We start from the raw sequence: 17,248 nt of genomic DNA, 5'->3' as shown, positions 1-17,248 counted from the left end.
GACTCGACTCCAATGAACCCGACCCGACACATCCGCCTGCTGATCCTCGGTTCCGGCCCCGCCGGCTGGACCGCCGCCGTGTACGCCGCCCGCGCCAACCTCAAGCCGGTGGTCATCACCGGGCTGCAGATGGGCGGCCAGCTGATGACCACCACCGAGGTGGACAACTGGCCGGGCGACGCCCACGGCCTGCTGGGGCCGGACCTGATGGCGCGCCTGCAGGCGCACGCCGAGCGCTTCGACACCGAAGTGGTGTTCGACCACATCCACACCGCCGACCTGTCCAGGCGCCCGTTCCGGCTGGTGGGCGACTCCGGCGAATACACCTGCGACGCGCTGATCGTCGCCACCGGCGCCACCGCCAAGTACCTCGGCCTGCCCTCCGAGGAGGCCTACAAGGGCCGCGGCGTGTCCGCCTGCGCCACCTGCGACGGGTTCTTCTACAAGGACCAGGACGTGGCCGTGATCGGCGGCGGCAATACCGCCGTGGAAGAAGCGCTGTACCTGTCCAACATCGCCCGCAAGGTCTACCTGGTGCACCGCCGCGACACCCTGCGCGCCGAAAAGATCATGCAGGACAAGCTGTTCGCGAAGATCGAAGCCGGCAAGATCGAGGCCATATGGCACCACACCGTGGACGAAGTGCTGGGCAACGAGGCCGGCGTCACCGGCATGCGCCTGAAATCGGTGCAGGACGGCAGCACCCGCGAGATCCCGGTGCAGGGCTTCTTCGTCGCCATCGGCCACAGTCCGAACACCTCGCTGTTCGAAGGCCAGCTGGAGATGAAGAACGGCTACCTGAAGATCCGCAGCGGGCTGGACGGCATGGCCACCATGACCAGCGTCCCCGGCGTGTTCGCCGCCGGCGACGTGGCCGACCAGGTGTACCGCCAGGCGATCACCTCCGCCGGCTTCGGCTGCATGGCCGCGCTGGACGCGGAGCGCTTCCTGGACGAGGGGCTCTGACGAACCCGGCCGCGCCCGATGCGCGGCAGCGGCCCGCCCGCCATGCCGGACATCCGCCTCCATCGCGCGCTGTCGGAAATCCCCGCCGCGGCCTGGGACGGGCTGCACGACGGGCGCAACCCGTTCATCGCGCATGCCTTCCTGCACGGGCTGGAGGCCACCGGCTGCCTGCGCCCCGACTGGGGCTGGACGCCCTGCCACCTCGGGCTGTGGGAGGGCGAGCGGCTCGTCGCGGCGGCACCCGGCTATCTGAAAGACAACACCCACGGCGAGTTCGTGTTCGACCACGCCTGGGCCGAGGCCTATGCCCGCCACGGACTGCACTACTACCCGAAATGGCTGTGCGCGGTGCCGTATTCGCCGGTCACTGGCCCGCGCCTGCTGGGGCGCGATGCCGCGGCGCGGGCGGCGCTGCCGGAGGCGATGCGCGAATGGGTGGCACGCGCCGGGCTGTCGTCGGCGCACGTCAATTTCCATCTAGAAAGCGACGAGGCCGCCTTCGGCGCGGACTGGCTGCTGCGCGAGGACATCCAGTTCCACTGGCGCAATCCCGGCCACTGGCACGGCTTCGAGGACTTCCTCGCCGCACTCGACCACAAGCACCGCAAGAACATCCGCCAGGAGCGCCGCAAGGTCGCCGAGGCGGGCATCCGCTTCCGCATCGTGCATGGCGACCAGGCCAGCGAGGACGACCTGGCGGCGATGCACGGCTTCTATCTGCAGACCTTCGCCGACTACGGCAATGCCCCGGCGCTGACGCTGGATTTCCTGCGCCACCTCGCCCGGACGATGCCGCGCCAGCTGGTGCTAGTGCTGGCCGAACGCGCAGGCCGCACGATCGCCGGTGCGCTGTGCCTGCGCGGTGGCGACACCCTGTACGGCCGCTACTGGGGCGCGACGGAGCAACATCCAGGACTGCATTTCGAGACCTGCTACTACCAGGGCATCACCTACTGCCTGCGCGAAGGGCTGGCGCGCTTCGAGCCCGGTGCGCAGGGGCGGCACAAACTGGCCCGCGGCTTCCTGCCGGTGGCGGTGCGCAGCCGGCACTGGATCGCCGAGCCGCGCTTCGCCGTGGCCCTGCGCGACTGGTGCGCGCAGGAGACCGCCGACGTGCGCCGGCAGCGGCAGGCGCTGCTGGCGCACAACCCGTTCCGGGCGGAGGACATCGCATGAGGCTGCCGGTGCCGTGGCTGGGGACTGATTCCGAGGCCCCATTCCCGCCGCCAGAACAGGCGCTGTCCGAGCCGGACGGCCTGCTCGCGGCCGGCGGCGACCTCTCGCCGGCACGCTTCCTCAACGCTTACCGCCGCGGCATCTTCCCGTGGTTTTCCGAGGACGAGCCGATCCTGTGGTGGAGCCCGTCGCGGCGCGCGGTGTTCCGCACCGACGGCGTGCACCTGTCCACCCGCCTGCGCCGGCGCCTGCGCAACAGCGGCTGGACAGTGCGTGCGGATACCGCTTTCGCGGCGGTGGTGGATGGCTGCGCGGCCCCGCGCGACGGCCAGTCCGGCACCTGGATCACTGCCGGTATGCGCGCCGCTTACCTGCAGCTGCACCGGCTCGGGCATGCCCACAGCATCGAGGTGTTCGATGCCGACGGACGCCTGGTCGGCGGCCTGTTCGGACTGGCGTTCGGGCAGGTGTTCTGCGGCGACAGCATGTATTCGGCGGAATCCGGCGCCTCGTCCCTCGCACTGGCGATGCTGGCGCAGCGGCTGCGCGGCTGGGGCTGGCCGCTGATCGATGCCCAGGTGCCCAATGCGCATACCCGGCGCCTCGGAGTGGAGACCTGGCCTCGCGCCGACTACCTCGCCGCGCTGGCGGCGCTACGCGACCTGCCGTCGCCCCCCGGCGATTGGCGCGAACGCTTCGGCACCTGGCCTGCCGCGGCGCTGGGCGAAGCGGCACGCGATGGCCTGCGCGATTAACGGGATTTTTGCAAGACCCGGCCCGACGTGGCACAATGCGCGACTTTCGAGCCCCGCCTCCGGGGGCTCGCCCAGCGCAGGACACGCCCCGGCAGACACATGGCGAAAGACGACGTCATCGAATTCGAAGGCACGATCTCCGAAACCCTCCCGAACACCATGTTCCGGGTGAAGCTGGAGAACGGCCACGAGATCATCGCCCATATCTCCGGCCGCATGCGCAAGAACTACATCCGCATCCTCACCGGCGACCGTGTCAAGGTGGAGATGACGCCCTACGACCTCACCAAGGGCCGCATCACCTATCGCCATCGTTGAAGCCGGCCATCGCTGAAGCCGGCCACCGCTGGCGTCCGACGCCCGGCCGCACTCCACGCAAACGCCCCGCAAGGGGCGTTTTGCATTTCGTGGACATGCGACATGTTTGCCGCTTGTGCGGCCCCGCTGCGTCAAGTAAGAAAGCAGAGGCGCCTGCCGCCGGCGGTGCCCCACCAGGGACCTTTCGTGCCGACCACCCGTCCACGCGCCTCGCTGCTCCGCAGGCTGTCCCTGTCGATCTGGGGCATGTTCCTGGCCCTGCTGCTGTCGCTGCTGGCGCTGGGCTACCTGGGGATGCGCCTGGGCGCGGACCGGCTGGTGCCGCTCGTGGCGCAACGCTCGGCGGTGCTGCGTGCGGCCAGCAGCGAATGGCTGTTCGTGCAGGCCGACCAGAGCGTGGCGCGCCTGCACCGGGAACTGCTGGAGCGACTGCGGCATGCCGATCGCGAGGCCGCGTTGGCCCGCTTCCACGTGCTGTTCGAACGCAGCCAGGACGGCCTGTGGCGGCTGCGGCCGGAACTGGTGGACCCCGAGCGCGCGCCCACCCTGTACCTGCATCAACCGGCGCAGGGGCTGGGCGAATCGGCGCGCATCCGCGCGGTGGTGGCCTTTGACCTGCTGCGCGAGCAGGGGCCGGCGCTGTCGCCGCCGTTCTATTCGGTGTACATGGATTTCGTCGAGGACGGCCTGCTGGTGTACTCGCGCGGGCGCGATCTCGCGGCCGGGGCGGATGCCGCCTACACCAATACCGGCTACCCGACCATGCAGGGCTCGGAGCCGCGGCGCAACCCGCAGCGCCGGCTGTTCTGGACCCCGGTGTACCTGGACCGCCAGGCCAATACCTGGATGGTCTCGGTGATCCAGCCGCTGGACTGGGATGGCCAGTGGGTGGGCACCGTCGGCCACGACATCGCCATCCAGACTCTGCTGGACCACAACGCCGTGCAGGACCAGGGCGGCGCACTGGAACTGGTGATGAGCGCCGACGGCGAACTGATCGCGCATCCGCAGCTGCGCCAGCGGATCGCGGCCGCGCACGGTCAACTGAACATCGCCAGCCTCGGCGACCCGCAGCTGGTCCAGGTGCACGCCACCCTCGCCGCGGCCGGCACTGCGCAGGGCGCGCGGCGCTCGCCGGACGGCCGCCTGTGGGTGGGCTGGGCGACCATCCACGGCCCCGGCTGGTACCAGGTGTACGTGCTGCCGCAGGCGGTGATCGATCGCCTCCTGGCCTGGGGCCTGTTCGCCCTGTTCGCGATCGGCGTGCTGGGCCTGCTGCCGGGCATGTGGCTGCTGCGGCGGCGGATCCATCGTCTGGTCGCGGTGCCGCTACAGCGTCTGGCGCGCGCGGCAGATGAGCTGGGCCAAGGCCAGCAGCCGAACCCGATCGCCATGCCGGCCAACGACGAGCTGGGCCGGCTGGCCGGGGCGTTCGACGACATGGTGGAGGAAGTGGCGCAGCAGCGCGCCCTGCAGCACGCACACGCGCAGGCCCTGCAAACCGAGATCGACGAACGCCATGAGTTCATGCAGCGCCTGCAGGAGGAACGCACCCGCCTGCACACCCTGCTCGGAGCGATGCGCCAGGGCATCGTGTTCGTCAACAGCGAACAGGTAGTTGTCTACTGCAACGCCGCGTTCCTGAAGATGTGGGGTTTTGCCGGCGAGGCCAGCATCATCGGCCGCTCGACCCGCGAAGGCACCGCCGACATCCTGCCGCTGGTGCGTGACCCCGACGCACTGCTGCAGCGCCTGCGCGCCTCGATCGAGCAGCCACTGCAACCGGCGCACTTCGAAATCGCCCTCGTGGATGGCCGCATCATCGTGCACGATGCCTATCCTCTGCAGGATGCCGAAGGCCACCACATCGGCCGGCTCTGGGTGCAGGAGGACGTCACCCGCGAGCGCGAGGTCGCGGCGCAGCTGGTGCAACTGGCCGAACACGACGCGCTGACCGGGCTCAGCAACCGGCGCCGCTTCGAGGAAGACCTCGAGGCTTTCTTCCATGCTGCCGAGCGCACGCCCAGCCAGCTGGCGCTGCTGGTGTTCGACCTCGACGAATTCAAATACGTCAACGATACCTACGGCCACCGCGCCGGCGACGCCGTGCTGAACCGGATCGCGGTGGAGGTGCGGACGCTGATCCGCGGCGACGACACCCTGTACCGACTGGGTGGCGATGAATTCGTGGTGCTGATGGCGCATGCCAGCCCGCATGAAGCCAGCCAGCTGGCCGAACGTATCGTCCGCCGCATCGGCCAGACCCCGCATGAGATAAACGGGCAGACCCTGCGCCTGACCTGCAGCCTGGGCATCGCCCACTTCCCCACCCACGCCGGCAATGCCCAGGACCTGGGTGCCCACGCCGACATGGCGATGTACCAGGCCAAGCACACCGGCAAGAACCGCTGGAGCCTCTACCGCCCGGATCATGATGCCTCGCGTGCCATGACCATCCATCTGGGCTGGAATGACCGCATCGCAGAAGCCCTGGAGCATGACCGCCTGCGCCTGCATTTCCAGGGCATCTATCGCGCCCGCGACGGCCACCTGGAGCATCTGGAAGCGCTGTTGCGCATGGAGGATGCCCGCCATGCCGGCACCTTGATCCTGCCGAATGAATTCATCACGCATGCCGAGAAAAGCGGCAAGATCCTGGAGATCGACCGCTGGGTGATCCGCCGCTGCATCGACCTGCTGGGCCGTCACCCGCACCTGCCGGCGCTGGCGGTCAACATCTCCGGGCGCTCGGTCGACGATACCGATCTGCCTGCCTTCATCGCCGAGGAACTGCGGAGGCATCACGTCGATCCGCGGCGCCTGCTGGTGGAGCTGACCGAGACATCGGCCGTATCGGACATGGGCGATGCCGCGCGCTTCATCGCCGCGCTGCGCCGCATGGGCTGCCTGGTCTGCCTGGACGATTTCGGCGCCGGCTTTTCCTCGTTCGCCTACCTCAAGCACCTCAACGCCGACATCCTCAAGATCGACGGCATGTTCATCCGCGACCTGCCACAGGACACCGACAACCAGGTGTTCGTGCGCACCATCATCGAAGTGGCGCGTGGCATGGGCAAGCAGACGGTGGCCGAGTTCGTGGAGGACGGGCGCACGTTGCTGATGCTGCGTGAGATGGGCGTGGACATGGTCCAGGGCTACCACCTGGACCGCCCCAAGGCCGAGCACCCGGCCCTGCAACCACCGCCGTTCGGCGCGCGCCGCTGAGCGCGCCGCGGCGGGCCGAACGGCGCCTCAGCCGGCGCCGATCCGGGTGCGCAGGTGCGCCAGCGATTCCTCCACCTGGTCCACCAGCACCAGGCACAGCTCGCCCGGCTGCAGCAGCTCCAGCGCGCGGTCGATCGCGGCGAACTCGCCGTGGATCTCCTCCACCACCCGCGTGCGCGATGCGCCCTGCAGGCCTTCGCGCAGCAGCGCCAGCACCTCGCCGTCGGCACGCCCGCGCTGGCAGGCGTCCTGGTAGAGGATCACCGTATCGAAGGCGGCGCCGAGGATGCGGGTCTGCTGGCGGATGTCCTCGTCGCGGCGGTCGCCGGCGCCGCTGATCACCACCGTGCGCCGCAGCGCCGGCAGGTTCTCCACCGCCGCCACCAGCGCCGCCATCGCGTCCGGGTTGTGGCCGTAGTCGGCGATCACGGTGGCGCCCTTGTACGGCAGCACGTTGAACCGCCCCGGCGCATTCCCGGTATCGGCGTTGAAGCTGGCCAGGCCCTGGCGGATCACGCCCCAGTCCAGCCCCAGCGCCCAGCCGGCGGCGAGCGCTGCCATCGCGTTGTCCACCTGGAAGCCGATCCGGCCGCCGTGGGTCAGCGGCACCCCGGCCAGCGGCAGCCGGGTCTCGAACCCGCCTTCCATCGCCACCAGGTCGCCGTCCTGCACGAACACCACCCGCCCACCCTGGGCGCGGTGCGCGGCCAGCACCGGCTGGTCGCCGTCGGCCGCGAAGAAGATCACCTTGCCCGGGCACTGCGCGGCCATCGCCGCGACCACCGGGTCGGCCGCGTTGAGCACCGCGAAGCCGGACTTGGCCACGTTGCGCACCACCACCCGCTTCAGCACCGCCAGGTCGTCCACGGTGGTGATGAAGTTCAGGCCCAGGTGGTCGCCCATGCCGATGTTGGTCACCACCGCCACGTCGGCGTGGTCGAACGCCAGCCCCTCGCGCAGCAGCCCGCCACGCGCGGTCTCGAACACCGCCGCGTCCACCAGCGGGTTCATCAGCACGTTGCGCGCGCTGCGCGGGCCCGAGCAGTCGCCGGAGTCGATCTGCACGCCGTTGACGTAGATGCCGTCGGTATTGGTCATGCCCACGCCCAGCCCGCGGGTGCGCAGCAGGTGCGCGATCAGGCGCACGGTGGTGGTCTTGCCGTTGGTGCCGGTGACCGCCACCACCGGGATGCGCCCGTTCTCGCCGGGCGGGAACATGGCATCGATGATCGCCTTGCCCACGTCGCGCGGCTTGCCGTACGAGGGCGCCAGGTGCATGCGCAGGCCCGGCGCGGCGTTGACCTCGACGATCCCGCCGCCCTGCTCCTCCAGCGGGCGCAGCACGGTCTCGCAGACCACGTCCACCCCGCAGATGTCCAGCCCGACCATGCGCGCGGCTTCGATCGCACGCGCCGCCACTTCCGGGTGCACGTCGCCGGTGACATCGGTGGCGGTACCGCCGGTGGACAGGTTGGCGTTGTTGCGCAGCACCACCCGGCGTCCCTTCTCGGGCACCGAGTCGGCATCCAGCCCTTGCTTCTCCAGCGTGCGCAGGGCGATCTCGTCGAAGCGGATGCGGGTCAGCGAGGTGGCATGGCCCTCGCCGCGGCGCGGGTCGGCGTTCACCTGCTCGACCAGCGCGCGCACGCTGGACACGCCGTCGCCGATCACGTTCGGCGGCTCGCGCCGCGCCGCGGCCACCAATTTTTCGCCGACCACCAGCAGGCGGTAGTCGCCGCCAGGAAGGTAGCGTTCGACCATGACGTCATCGCGAAACTCGCGCGCCACCTCATAGGCGCGACGGATGTCGGCCTCGGCGTGCAGGTTGACGGTCACGCCCTTGCCCTGGTTGCCGTCCAGCGGCTTCACCACCACCGGCAGGCCGATCTCCTGCGCCGCTGCCCAGGCCTCGTCGGCGCTGGCCACCGGACGGCCTTCCGGCACCGGCACCCCGGCCGCGCGCAGAAGCTTCTTGGTCAGCGCCTTGTCCTGCGCGATGGCTTCCGCGATCGCGCTGGTGCTGTCCATCTCCGCGGCCTGGATGCGCCGCTGGCGGCTGCCCCAGCCCAGCTGCACTAGGCTGCCAGAGGTCAGCCGCCGGTACGGAATGCCGCGGTTCACCGCGGCCTCCACGATGGCGCCGGTGCTCGGCCCCAGGCGCTCGTCCTCGTCCAGCGCGCGCAGTTCCGCGAGCGCGGCCTCGAGGTCGAACGGCGCGTCCTCGCGCGCGGCCTGGCATAGATCCAGCGCCAGCTGGAGGGCACGCCGGCCGACTGCTTCCTCGCTGTATTCGACCACGATCTGGAACACGCCCGGGTCCACCGTGCGCGCGGTGCGGCTGAAGGTCACCGGGCAGCCGGCCTGCGCCTGCAGGCACAGTGCGGTGAACTCCAGCGCGTGCGCCAGGGTGAGGGTCTCGGATTGGCGGGTGGTGCGCAGGAAACCGAGCTCGGGGAAGCGCTGGCGCAGGCGTTCCTCGAAGCCGGGGATGCTGTCCAGCGGGCGCTCGCCCTGCGACAGGGTGACGATGGCCTCGATCGCGGTGCGCCGGGTCCACAGGTTGGGGCCGCGCAGGGCCCGGATGCGGGAAATGTCCATCACGCGCCCATCGCGTCGGTGGCGCGGGCGGCGGCCGCCCGCTCCTGTTCGAAATGTTCGATGCCGGCCGGGATCAGGTCCACCGGCACCTCCAGCGCCCAGGCAGCGGCGATCGCGGCCAGCACCGCCTCCCGCTGGGCCGGCGTGGCCACAGCTCCGGTCAGCGCAAAGCGCGAGGCGCGCGCCAATGGTTCTTCATTGCTACCCGCTGCCAGCACGATCGCGCCATTGCGCACGAACACGGCGCGCCCACCCTGCGCCAGGTGCGGCTCCAGCGGCGCGGCATCGGCATCGCGCGCGAACAGGATGACCTCGCCGTCGCACAGCCCGGCCATCGCGGCCACCGCCGGCTCGCAGGCATTGAGCACCGCCGCGCCCTGCGCCAGCACCACGTCCACCTGGGTGCGCAGCACCGCATGCAGGCGCTCCGGGGAATCGATGTAGAACTCCGAAAGCGCAGGGTCGGGATCGGCATCGGTGAGCACGCCGACCTGGCAGCGGTCGTACGGCAGGCCCTCGGCCAGGATCGCGCGCGCGCTGGTCTCGATCACCGCGGCCTCGATGTCGCGGTTGATCAGCAGCCGCTGGCCTGCGTCTAAATGCTGGCAGGGACGCGCCAGCAGCTGGCGCTGGTCGAGGAACAGTCCCTCGCCGCAGGCCAGGCCCACGCTGCGCCCGGACAGCCGCAGCAGGTGCCCGACCAGGCGCGCCAGCAGCGCCGGCTCGCGCCGGCCGAGCACGCCCACCACCGGGATGCGGCCATCGTCGCCGGCGGCGAACAGATGGTCCACGATCGCCTGCCCGGCCGGGCGCGGCTTGCCGATCGCCGGCTTCAGGTGCATCAGCAGGCTGGGGCCGGCGTTGACCTCGACGATCGCGCCGCGCGTTTGCGCCAGCGGCTTGGACACGTCGCGCGTCACCAGGTCGATGCCGGCGATATCCAAACCAACGACGCGCGCCGCCAAAACAGCCGCCGCGGCGACGTCCGGATGCACCTCGTCGGTGACATCGAAGGCCATGTTGCCGTGGCGCAGGATGAGCACCTCCTGCCCGGCGGGCGGCACCGACTCCGGCGCGTAGCCCTGCCGCTGCAACTCGTGGATGGCGATCGGCTCGCGCTCCAGCAGCAGGGTTTCCAGCGGGAAGCCCTCCTCTTCGCCGCGGCGCGGATCGCTGTTGATCTGCAGGTCGATCAGTTCGCGGATGGTCGAACGGCCGTCGCCCACCACCCGCGCGGTATCACCGCGGTTGGCCGCCACCAGCTTGCCGCCGACCACCAGCAGGCGGTGTTCGTCGCCTTCGATGAAGCGCTCCACCATCACCCCGCTGCCCTCGGCCAGCGCGCCGGCGTAGGCGGTCTCCACGTCCTGCCGGGTCTTGAGGTCGGCGAACACGCCGCGCCCGTGGTTGGCATCCAGCGGCTTCACCACCACCGGCAGGCCGATCTCCTGCGCTGCCTCCCAGGCGTCGGCCGCGTCCTCCACCAGCCGCCCTTCCGGTACCGGCACGCCGCAGCGGGCCAGCAGGGTCTTGGTGAGGTCCTTGTCGCGCGAGATGCTCTCGGCGATCGCGCTGGTGTGCTCGGTCTCGGCGGTCCAGATCCGGCGCTGGCGGCGGCCGTAGCCCAGCTGCACCAGGTTGCCGTCGGTCAGCCCCAGGTGCGGGATGCCGCGCTCGCCGGCGGCCTCCACGATGGCCGCAGTGCTGGGCCCGAGCAGGCGGCGGTCGGCCAGCTCGCGCAGCGGGGCCAGCCGCGCCGGCAGGTCGAACGCGGTGGCGTTGATCGCAGCCATCAGCAGGTCGCGCGCCAGCAGCAGGCAGGCGCGACTGACCTGCTCGTCGCGCGAGCGCACGGCGACCTTGTAAATGCCGCGCGGCCCGGCCTCGCGCGCCTTGCCGAAGCCGGTCTGCATGCCGACCTGGGTCTGCAGTTCCAGCGTGATGTGCTCGAGGATGTGCGCCGGCCAGGTGCCCTCGCGCAGGCGCTGCACGAAGCCGCCCGGCGCGCCCACGCTGCAGCGGTGCTCCTGCAGCCCCGGCAGCCAGGCGAGCAGGCGCTCGGTGAGCCCGTCGATGCGGTTGGAGGGATAGTCCTCGAGACCGCCGATGTCCACCCAGGCTTCCAGCACCGGGCGGTAGGTCCAGAGGTTCGGGCCGCGCAGATAGGCGGTCCGCAGGATGGTGATGTCGTCGTGCTTCATGTCCGGCGCCGTGGCTGGCAGGCACGCCCTTCGGGCACCCTGCCTCTCGTTATAATTGACGTCCTCTGGATGCCATCCAGAGTAGCGGAGCCGGGCTCTGGCGTCATATTACGGATTCTTTAAAAACAGCCGCCCCATGCCCGCGTCCGCCGCCCCCACGCCCATCGCCACGCCCGCTTCCTGCCACGGCCTGCCGGCCCACTGGCAGGAACCCCTGCAGCAGCAGCTGCAGCCCGGCGAAACCGCGCTGGCGGCGCTCGCGATCGACCTCGACGACACCCTGCATTACGGCGACGGCGTGCTGGTGCTGACCGACCGCCGCCTGCTGGCGCGCCTGCCGCGCGCCGCGCAATGGCAGGACTGGGCGCTGGGCGAAGGCCTGCAACTGCGCCACGGCGACCACGCCGGCGTGGGCCAGCTGGAATTGGTGGATGCCCACCGCCGCCTGTTCCACTGCCGCTTCACCCTCGACCAGAACCTGGCCGCACTGCGCCTGCTGAACCAATTCGAACGCTTGCAGGCGCCAGCGCAGCAGGCAAGCGCGGCAGACGACGATACGCCGCTATGCCCGCTCTGCAAGGCACCGCTGCCGCCGGATGAGGACGAATGCCCGGCCTGCGTGCGCGAGCTGCACACCCCGCCGTCCACCTGGACCCTGCTGCGCCTGTGGCGGTTCGCGCGGCCCTACCGCGGCGCGCTGCTGGCCGGCTTCCTGCTCACCCTGGCCTCGACCGGCGCCACCCTGGTGCCGCCATACCTGACCATGCCGCTCATGGACAAGGTGCTGATCCCGTTCCAGAACGGGCAGCCGATCGACCAGCGCCTGGTGCTGATGCTGCTGGGCGGCATCCTCGGCTCGGCGCTGCTGGCCTGGTTCCTGGGCTGGGCGCGCACCTACATCCTGGCGCTGGTGTCCGAGCGCATCGGCTGCGACCTGCGCACGGTGACCTACGAGCACCTGCTCACGCTGTCGCTGGAATACTTCGGCGCCAAGCGTACCGGCGACCTGCTGACCCGGATCGGCTCGGAATCCGACCGCATCTGCCTGTACCTCTCGCTGCACCTGTTGGACTTCGCCACCGACGTACTGATGCTGGCGATGATCGCGGGCATCCTGATCTCGATCAATCCGATGCTGGCGCTGGTGACGCTGCTGCCGTTGCCGCTGATCGCGTGGCTGATCCAACTGGTGCGCGACCGCCTGCGCACCGGCTTCGAGAAGATCGACCGCGCCTGGTCGGAGCTGAGCAGCGTGCTGGCCGACACCATCCCCGGCATCCGCGTGGTCAAGGCGTTCGCCCAGGAAGGTCGTGAAGCCCGCCGCTTCCGCGAGGCCAACCGCCATTACCTCGCGATCAACGACCGCCTGAACAAGGTGTGGTCGCTGTTCACCCCGACCGTCACCCTGCTCACCGAGCTGGGGCTGATCGTGGTGTGGGCATTCGGCATCTGGCAGGTGTCGCGGCACCAGATCACGGTGGGCGTGCTGACCGCGTTCCTGGCCTACATCGGCCGCTTCTACACCCGCCTGGACTCGATGAGCCGGATCGTGTCGGTGACCCAGAAGGCGGCGGCCGGCGCCAAGCGCATCTTCGACATCCTCGACCACGTCTCCAGCGTGCCGGAACCGGCGCAGCCAGTGCCGCTGCCCGCCGCGCGCGGCGCGCTCACGCTGCGCGACGTCGGCTTCCGCTACGGCAACCGCGGGGTGATCCGCGGCCTCGACCTGGAGATCCGCCCGGGCGAGATGATCGGCCTGGTCGGCCACAGCGGCTCCGGCAAGACCACCCTGGTCAACCTGATCTGCCGCTTCTACGACGTCACCCAGGGCGCGATCCTGGTGGACGGCATCGACATCCGCTCGGTCGCGCTGGCCGACTACCGCCGCCACATCGGCCTGGTGCTGCAGGAGCCCTTCTTGTTCTTCGGCACCATCGCCGAGAACATCGCCTATGGCCGCCCCGACGCCAGCCGCGAGGAGATCGTGGCGGCGGCCCGCGCCGCGCACGCGCACGAGTTCATCCTGCGCTTGCCGCACGGCTACGACTCGCTGGTGGGCGAACGCGGCCAGGGCCTGTCGGGCGGCGAACGCCAGCGCATCTCGATCGCGCGCGCGCTGCTGATCGACCCGCGCTTCCTGATCCTGGACGAGGCCACCTCGTCGGTGGACACCGAGACCGAGAAGGAAATCCAGCGCGCGCTGGACAACCTGGTGCAGGGCCGCACCACCCTCGCCATCGCCCATCGCCTGTCCACCCTGCGCAAGGCCGACCGGCTGGTGGTGATGGAGCGCGGGCGGATCGTGGAGGTGGGCCCGCACGACGAGCTGATGGCGCGCCAGGGCGCGTACTGGCGGCTGTACCAGGCGCAGCTGCGCAACGTGGACCAGGAAGAGGCGCTGGCCGAACTGCCGCTGGAGGGCGTGGCGCATGAACGCTGAGTTCCGGCTCGAACGCAATGCCTTCGGGCGGCTGGTGCTGACCGCCGCGGACGGCAGCGTGCACGAAGGCGTGGTGGCGGTGCGCGCCTTCCCACTGAGCGCGCCCGACACCGCGATCGCGCTGGTCGGCGGCGACGGCCACGAGCTGGCCTGGATCCCGCGCCTGGATGCGCTGGACCCGGCACGGCGCGCGCTGGTGGAGGCCGAACTCGGCCAGCGCGAATTCGTGCCGGTGATCCGGCGCCTGCGCGAGGTGTCCACCTTCGCCACCCCCAGCCAGTGGACGGTCACCACCGACCGCGGCGATACCCGCTTCATCCTCAAGAGCGAGGACGACATCCGCCGGCTGGGCGCGCATGCCCTGCTGGTGGCCGACAGCCACGGCGTGCACTACCTGATCCCGGACCTGCTGGCACTGGACCGCCACAGCCGCCGCCTGCTCGACCGCTTCCTCTAGCGCGCCCCACCGTAAGCTTCCCAGTAATCACTGGTACGGCGAATGGAGGCTGGTCAGTTGGCAGGTACCGCGCCGCGCTCACCGTGGCTGCTCCGCCCCACCGTCCAGCTGGGTGGTGATCGCCGTGCGACCAGGCGGCCAGCACCGGCGGCGGCAGACCGATCCGGACTCTGCTGTCGATACTGCCCTGCCCCAGCATGCTGCATTGCGGCATGCCTCGATGCCGCTGCTGCTCGCCTTGCCAGCCCTCGGGCGCTGTGCTGAAATCCGGGAAAATCCATACGCCGCCGCATTTTCGCGCCGGATCAGACTGCAGGGGAGTAGCGCATGAGTGTCGAACGTCCTTGGCTGGCCCACTACCCGAAAGGCGTGCCCGCCCAGATCGATCTCGACGAGTTCGCGTCGATCAACGACGTCTTCGACTCCGCGCTGCAGAAGTACCGCGACAACACCGCCTTCATCAACATGGGCAAGGCGATCAGCTACGCCGACCTGGATCGCCTGAGCCGCGATTTCGCCGGCTACCTGCTGGGCGAGCTGAAGTTGAAGAAGGGCGACCGGGTGGCGATCATGATGCCCAACTGCCTGCAGTACCCGGTGGCGATCTTCGGCGTGCTGCACGCCGGGCTCACGGTGGTGAACACCAACCCGATGTACACCCCGCGCGAGCTCAAGCACCAGCTGGCCGACTCCGGCGCCAGCGTGCTGCTGGTGATGGACAACTTCGGCCACGTGGCGCAGGAAGTGCTGGCAGAAATGCCGGGTGTGCGCGCCATCACCACCGGCCTGGGCGACATGCTGGGCTTCCCGAAGGGCGCGATCATCAATTTCGTGCTGAAGCACGTGAAGAAGATGGTGCCCGACTACGCCATCCCGGGCGCCGTGCGCTTCCGCGACGCGCTGACCCTGGGACGCATGCACACCCTGCCCGAGGTCCGCAACGCGCCCGAGGACCTCGCCTTCCTGCAGTACACCGGCGGCACCACCGGCGTGTCCAAGGGCGCGATGCTGACCCACCGCAACATGGTGGCCAACATGCAGCAGGCGGCCGCGTGGGTGGGCGCCAACGTCCGCCTGGGCGAAGAGAAGATCGTCACCGCGCTGCCGCTGTACCACATCTTCGCGCTGACCGCGAACTGCCTGGTGTTCATGAAGTTCGGCGCGCAGAACCTGCTGATCACCAACCCGCGCGACATGCCCGGGTTCGTGAAGGAGCTCAAGCATTCCGGCTTCACCGCGATCACCGGCGTCAACACCCTGTTCAACGGGCTGCTGCACACCCCGGGCTTCGAGCAGGTGGACTTTTCGCGCCTGCACCTGACCCTCGGCGGCGGCATGGCGGTGCAGCGCGCGGTGGCCGACAAGTGGAAGCAGGTCACCGGCGTCACCCTGGCCGAGGCCTACGGGCTCACCGAGACCTCGCCTGCGGTGTGCATCAACCCGCTCGACCTGCGCGAATACAACGGCTCGATCGGCCTGCCGGTGCCGTCCACCGACGTGTGCATCAAGGACGACGACGGCAAGGTGCTGCCCACCGGCGAGATCGGCGAGTTGTGCGTGAAGGGCCCGCAGGTGATGAAGGGCTACTGGCAGCGCCCGGAGGAGACCGCCAAGGTCATCGACGCCGACGGCTGGCTGCACACCGGCGACATGGCCAAGATGGACGCGCAGGGCTACTTCTACATCGTGGACCGCAAGAAGGACATGATCCTGGTGTCTGGCTTCAACGTGTATCCGAACGAAGTCGAGGACGTGATCGCGATGATGCCGGGCGTGCTGGAAGTGGCGGCGATTGGCGTGCCCGACGAGAAATCCGGCGAGGCGGTGAAGGTGTTCATCGTCAAGAAGGACCCGGCATTGACCGCGGACGCGGTGAAAGCCTTCTGCCGCGAGAACATGACCGGCTACAAGCAGCCGAAGTACGTGGAATTCCGCAGCGAGCTCCCCAAGAGCAACGTCGGCAAGATCCTGCGCAAGGAACTGCGCGCGCCGGCCGCAAGCTGAGCCACCTCCTCCCGGCGCGCCCGATTCCCGGGCACCGCCGCATTCAGCAAGCCCCGGCGTTCGCGCCGGGGCTTTTTTGCCGCAGTTCCTTGCACTTGCGCGGTTTTAGGCGCATAGAGGCCGCACGGGCGCATTCCCCACTCCCCTGTCCTGCCGGCGTGGCCCGAGCCGGCCCATCCTGTCTGGAGCGATCATGGCCACCGCGACCCTCGAAAAACTGACCCCCGTCCCGCGCTACCCCACCCTGCGCACCGCCACCGACGCCGCCGGCGACGTCCACTGGTGCCACATGCATGCCGACCTCGCCCACGCCCCCGGGCGCGCCTGCTTCAAGCCCGCGCTGGTGGACGACATCCTGCGCTACCAGCAATCGCTGGGCGAACGCCTGTGGCGCGAGCGCCGGCAGGGCGATGCCGGGCTCAAGCATGTGGTGCTCGCATCCGACTGCGATGCGTTCAATCTCGGCGGCGACCTCGAGTATTTCTGCGATGCGATCCGCCGCCAGGACCGCTCCGCCCTGCTGCACTACGCCACCCAGTGCGTGCGCGGCGTGCATGCCTTCCACGATGGCCTCGGCGCGGGCGCGCACAGCATCGCGCTGGTGCAGGGCGACGCGCTGGGCGGCGGCTTCGAGGCCGCGCTGAGCTGTCACACCATCGTGGCCGAGGAAGGCGTCGGCATGGGCCTGCCGGAGGTGCTGTTCGACCTGTTCCCCGGCATGGGCGCCTACTCCTTCCTGTGCAAGCGCATCCCGCCGCACAAGGCCGAGCAGCTGATGCTCAGCGGCGAGGTGCTGTCCAGCGAGGAACTGCACCGGATGGGCCTGGTGGACGTGCTGGCGCCGCGCGGCCAGGGCGTGCAGGCGGTGGAGGAGGTGATCCGCCGCAACCGCCGCATCCCGCATGCCCGCAGCGCGATGCACAAGGTCCGGGCGATGGCGCAGCCGGTGTCGCTGGAGGAAATGATGGCGATCACCGAGACCTGGGTGGATACCGCCCTGCAGCTCGGCGAGAAGTCGATGCGCACGATGGAGCGGCTGGTGCGCGCGCAGTACCGCCGGCACGGAAGCAACACCGCCTGCCAGGCTTGAGGTCTGCAGCCTGGGCTG

General features: G+C 69.9%; 11 protein-coding genes. 9 read left to right on the top strand and 2 right to left on the bottom strand.

The features are described 5' to 3' along the window. Positions 1-12 precede the first annotated feature (12 nt). The 5 genes from trxB to EDC34_RS08545 all read left to right on the top strand — a co-directional run bounded on the left by trxB (position 13) and on the right by EDC34_RS08545 (position 6,440). Positions 13-966 carry a thioredoxin-disulfide reductase gene (trxB, locus tag EDC34_RS08565; protein WP_114960373.1) on the top strand — a complete coding sequence of 318 codons (954 nt, stop codon included), beginning with the start codon at positions 13-15 and terminating at the stop codon, positions 964-966. Between the two features lie 42 nt (positions 967-1,008). Next, a complete protein-coding gene (locus EDC34_RS08560) occupies positions 1,009-2,142 on the top strand; it encodes a GNAT family N-acetyltransferase (RefSeq protein WP_114960372.1) in 1,134 nt (377 codons plus the stop codon). Further along, on the top strand, positions 2,139-2,897 hold the full coding sequence (gene aat, locus EDC34_RS08555; protein ID WP_114960371.1) for a leucyl/phenylalanyl-tRNA--protein transferase: 759 nt from the start codon (positions 2,139-2,141) through the stop codon (positions 2,895-2,897). The genes EDC34_RS08560 and aat overlap by 4 nt, the downstream gene beginning before the upstream one ends. A 99-nt stretch (positions 2,898-2,996) precedes the next feature. Further along, complete coding sequence (infA, locus tag EDC34_RS08550) at positions 2,997-3,215, top strand: translation initiation factor IF-1 (RefSeq protein WP_028839405.1); 219 nt, start codon at positions 2,997-2,999, stop codon at positions 3,213-3,215. A gap of 186 nt (positions 3,216-3,401) precedes the next feature. Continuing rightward, positions 3,402-6,440, top strand: coding sequence for a bifunctional diguanylate cyclase/phosphodiesterase (locus tag EDC34_RS08545; RefSeq protein ID WP_162797699.1), 3,039 nt, complete (start codon positions 3,402-3,404; stop codon positions 6,438-6,440). A gap of 27 nt (positions 6,441-6,467) precedes the next feature. On the opposite strand, the gene cphA is transcribed toward EDC34_RS08545, so the two are convergent. Next, the gene (cphA, locus tag EDC34_RS08540; protein WP_114960369.1) at positions 6,468-9,038 is read right to left on the bottom strand and encodes a cyanophycin synthetase; all 2,571 of its coding nucleotides are present in this window, start codon (positions 9,036-9,038) and stop codon (positions 6,468-6,470) included. Next, on the bottom strand, positions 9,038-11,239 hold the full coding sequence (locus tag EDC34_RS08535) for a cyanophycin synthetase (protein WP_114960368.1): 2,202 nt from the start codon (positions 11,237-11,239) through the stop codon (positions 9,038-9,040). The genes cphA and EDC34_RS08535 overlap by 1 nt, the downstream gene beginning before the upstream one ends. Positions 11,240-11,375: 136 nt before the next feature. Here EDC34_RS08535 and EDC34_RS08530 point away from each other — a divergent pair, with 136 nt between their 5' ends. The 4 genes from EDC34_RS08530 to EDC34_RS08515 all read left to right on the top strand — a co-directional run bounded on the left by EDC34_RS08530 (position 11,376) and on the right by EDC34_RS08515 (position 17,230). Beyond that, positions 11,376-13,679 (top strand): cyanophycin metabolism-associated ABC transporter, encoded by a 2,304-nt coding sequence (locus EDC34_RS08530; protein WP_114960367.1) that lies wholly within the window; start codon positions 11,376-11,378, stop codon positions 13,677-13,679. Further along, entirely contained in the window at positions 13,669-14,136 is a 468-nt protein-coding gene (locus EDC34_RS08525; protein WP_114960366.1) for a cyanophycin metabolism-associated DUF1854 family protein, read from the top strand. The genes EDC34_RS08530 and EDC34_RS08525 overlap by 11 nt, the downstream gene beginning before the upstream one ends. 327 nt (positions 14,137-14,463) lie before the next feature. After that, positions 14,464-16,140 carry an AMP-binding protein gene (locus EDC34_RS08520; protein ID WP_114960365.1) on the top strand — a complete coding sequence of 559 codons (1,677 nt, stop codon included), beginning with the start codon at positions 14,464-14,466 and terminating at the stop codon, positions 16,138-16,140. Positions 16,141-16,333: 193 nt separating this feature from the next. Continuing rightward, positions 16,334-17,230 (top strand): crotonase/enoyl-CoA hydratase family protein, encoded by an 897-nt coding sequence (locus tag EDC34_RS08515; protein ID WP_114960364.1) that lies wholly within the window; start codon positions 16,334-16,336, stop codon positions 17,228-17,230. Positions 17,231-17,248: the final 18 nt, after the last annotated feature.

The organism is Thermomonas haemolytica, from assembly GCF_004346265.1.
GTDB lineage: Bacteria > Pseudomonadota > Gammaproteobacteria > Xanthomonadales > Xanthomonadaceae > Thermomonas > Thermomonas haemolytica.
Note: the sequence above shows the minus strand (reverse complement) of the source record. Positions and strands in the feature narration are given on the sequence as shown.

What these genes read in the sequence shown, in the direction of transcription:
- EDC34_RS08515 (WP_114960364.1), top strand. Translation starts at nt 16,334, where the DNA reads ATGGCCACCGCGACCCTCGAAAAACTGACCCCCGTCCCGCGCTACCCC.
- EDC34_RS08520 (WP_114960365.1), top strand. Translation starts at nt 14,464, where the DNA reads ATGAGTGTCGAACGTCCTTGGCTGGCCCACTACCCGAAAGGCGTGCCC.
- EDC34_RS08530 (WP_114960367.1), top strand. Translation starts at nt 11,376, where the DNA reads ATGCCCGCGTCCGCCGCCCCCACGCCCATCGCCACGCCCGCTTCCTGC.
- trxB (WP_114960373.1), top strand. Translation starts at nt 13, where the DNA reads ATGAACCCGACCCGACACATCCGCCTGCTGATCCTCGGTTCCGGCCCC.
- cphA (WP_114960369.1), bottom strand. Translation starts at nt 9,038, where the DNA reads ATGGACATTTCCCGCATCCGGGCCCTGCGCGGCCCCAACCTGTGGACC.
- EDC34_RS08535 (WP_114960368.1), bottom strand. Translation starts at nt 11,239, where the DNA reads ATGAAGCACGACGACATCACCATCCTGCGGACCGCCTATCTGCGCGGC.
- infA (WP_028839405.1), top strand. Translation starts at nt 2,997, where the DNA reads ATGGCGAAAGACGACGTCATCGAATTCGAAGGCACGATCTCCGAAACC.
- EDC34_RS08560 (WP_114960372.1), top strand. Translation starts at nt 1,009, where the DNA reads ATGCCGGACATCCGCCTCCATCGCGCGCTGTCGGAAATCCCCGCCGCG.
- EDC34_RS08525 (WP_114960366.1), top strand. Translation starts at nt 13,669, where the DNA reads ATGAACGCTGAGTTCCGGCTCGAACGCAATGCCTTCGGGCGGCTGGTG.
- aat (WP_114960371.1), top strand. Translation starts at nt 2,139, where the DNA reads ATGAGGCTGCCGGTGCCGTGGCTGGGGACTGATTCCGAGGCCCCATTC.